Source organism: Pseudomonas tehranensis, assembly GCF_014268615.1.
GTDB lineage: Bacteria > Pseudomonadota > Gammaproteobacteria > Pseudomonadales > Pseudomonadaceae > Aquipseudomonas > Aquipseudomonas tehranensis.
The window spans coordinates 1-1,924 of sequence record NZ_JABWQV010000433.1 but is presented as its reverse complement, the minus strand read 5'-3'; the positions used below and the strand labels follow the sequence as shown (position 1 = coordinate 1,924).

General features: G+C 65.2%; 1 protein-coding gene. It reads left to right on the top strand.

Features of this window, described 5'->3' with window-relative positions; translation table 11 throughout:
- Positions 1-1,924 (top strand): condensation domain-containing protein (locus tag HU811_RS26770; RefSeq protein WP_225248498.1); only part of this gene is annotated, 1,924 nt, incomplete at both ends.

Sequence of the window (1,924 nt, the reverse complement as noted above, 5' to 3'; positions counted from 1 at the left end):
CCATCAGGTGAAGTTGCGCGGCCAGCGCATTGAACTGGGGGAAATCGACGCTGCACTGCTCGCGCAGGCCGGCGTTCGCGATGCCGCCACCTTGTTGCTCGACCAGCGCCTGGTGAGTTTCTGGTGCGGAGACGCCGATGAGGCGACCTTGCGTGTCGAGTTGAGCGACAGCCTGCCCGCGCACATGCAGCCCAACCTGTTCGTGCAGCTCGACAGCCTGCCGCTCAACAGCAACGGCAAGCTCGACCGCAAGGCATTGGCCGCCACGCCGCTGCCACAGAGCCAAAGCGACCAGCCGCGCACAGCACCGCGCAACGCCACTGAAAGCGTACTCTGCGAACTGTTCGGCGAAGTGCTGGGTTGTTCGCCAGTCGGCATCGAAGATCACTTCTTCCAACTCGGCGGCCACTCCTTGCTGGCCACCCGCCTGGTCAGTCGGGTCCGTGAGCGCCTTGGGGTTTCCCTGCCCTTGCCGCTGGTGTTCGCCCAACCAACGGTGGCGGCCATGGCCGAGCATCTGCTCGCGGCCATGCCCGGTGAATGGATCACCGCACAACCGCGCCCGGCGCAATTGCCCCTGGGTCTGGCCCAACGCCGGTTCTGGATGCTCAGCCGCCTGGTGCCGGAATCCCGCGAGTACCACATGCCGTTTGCCCTGACCTTGCGCGGTGAGCTGCAGGTCCAGGTCTTGCGCGAGGCCTTTGAGCAGCTCAGTCAGCGCCATCTGGTGCTGCGCAGCCGGATTGTCGACGTCGACGGTGAGCCGCAACTGCTGATCGACCAGCACGGGCCAGCGCTCGCGGTCACTGGCGTTGCAACCCAGGACTGGGCCGCGGCCTGCGCCAACGCCCAGGACGAACTGATGACACCGTTCGACCTGGCCGCCGCCGCGCCTTGGCGCGCGCATCTGCTGCAACGCCAGGGCAGCGACGAAAACCTGTTGCTGGTGTGCCTGCACCACAGTGCCACCGACGGTTGGGCCATGCAGTTGCTCATCGACGAACTGACCCAAGCCTACGCCGCCGGTCTGAAGGGGCAGTCGCCGGCCTGGACGCCGCTGGAGATCGACTACGTCGATTTCGCCGTGTGGCAACAGCACCCGGACACCCAGGCCCAGCGCAACACCAGCCTGGAGTACTGGAAAAACCACCTCGGCCAGGACGACTACCAGCTCGACCTGCCCATCGACCATTCCCGTGGCGCCGAAGCGGACCGTCGCGCCCGGCAACTGATCGTGCGCCTCGGCACCCAGCGCGCTGACGCCATCCGCCAGTTCGCCCGTCAGCGCAGCACCACCACCTATGTGGTGCTCGCTACGGCCTTGAGCGCGCTGCTGGCGCGTTACAGCGGTCAACGAGAGATTCGCCTCGGCACCCCAGCAGACCAGCGTGATCAACCGCAAGCCCAGACACTGCTGGCCTGTCTGGTCAATACTCTGGTGATTCGCAGCGACGTCGACCAACGGGCCCCGGCCGAGCAATTGCTCGCCAGCCTTGAGGCCGACCTGCGCGCAGCCCAGGCCCATGCCGACCTGCCCTTCGCCACTTTGGTCGGGGCTGTCGCGCAAAACCGCGACCTGAACCGTACACCGCTGTTCCAAGTGCTGTTCTCCCTCAACTACGGCCGGATAGACAGCAGCCAATGGCCGAGGCTGAACGTCGAAGAGCAGATGCTGCCGGTGGTCGACGCCAAGTTTGAACAGAGCTGGGAAGTCCAGGACGATGGCAGCGACATGACGCTGGCGCTGGAATACCAATCGGCCTTGTTCGACGAAGCGACGATGCAACGCTGGAGCACTCAGTGGTGTGCGTTGCTTGATGCCTTGGTGGCAACCCCTGGACGCACCCTGATCGAACTGTTCCCGCAACAGCAGGACCAACAGCAACTGGACCGCTGGAACGCCACCGAACGTCACTACAGCGGC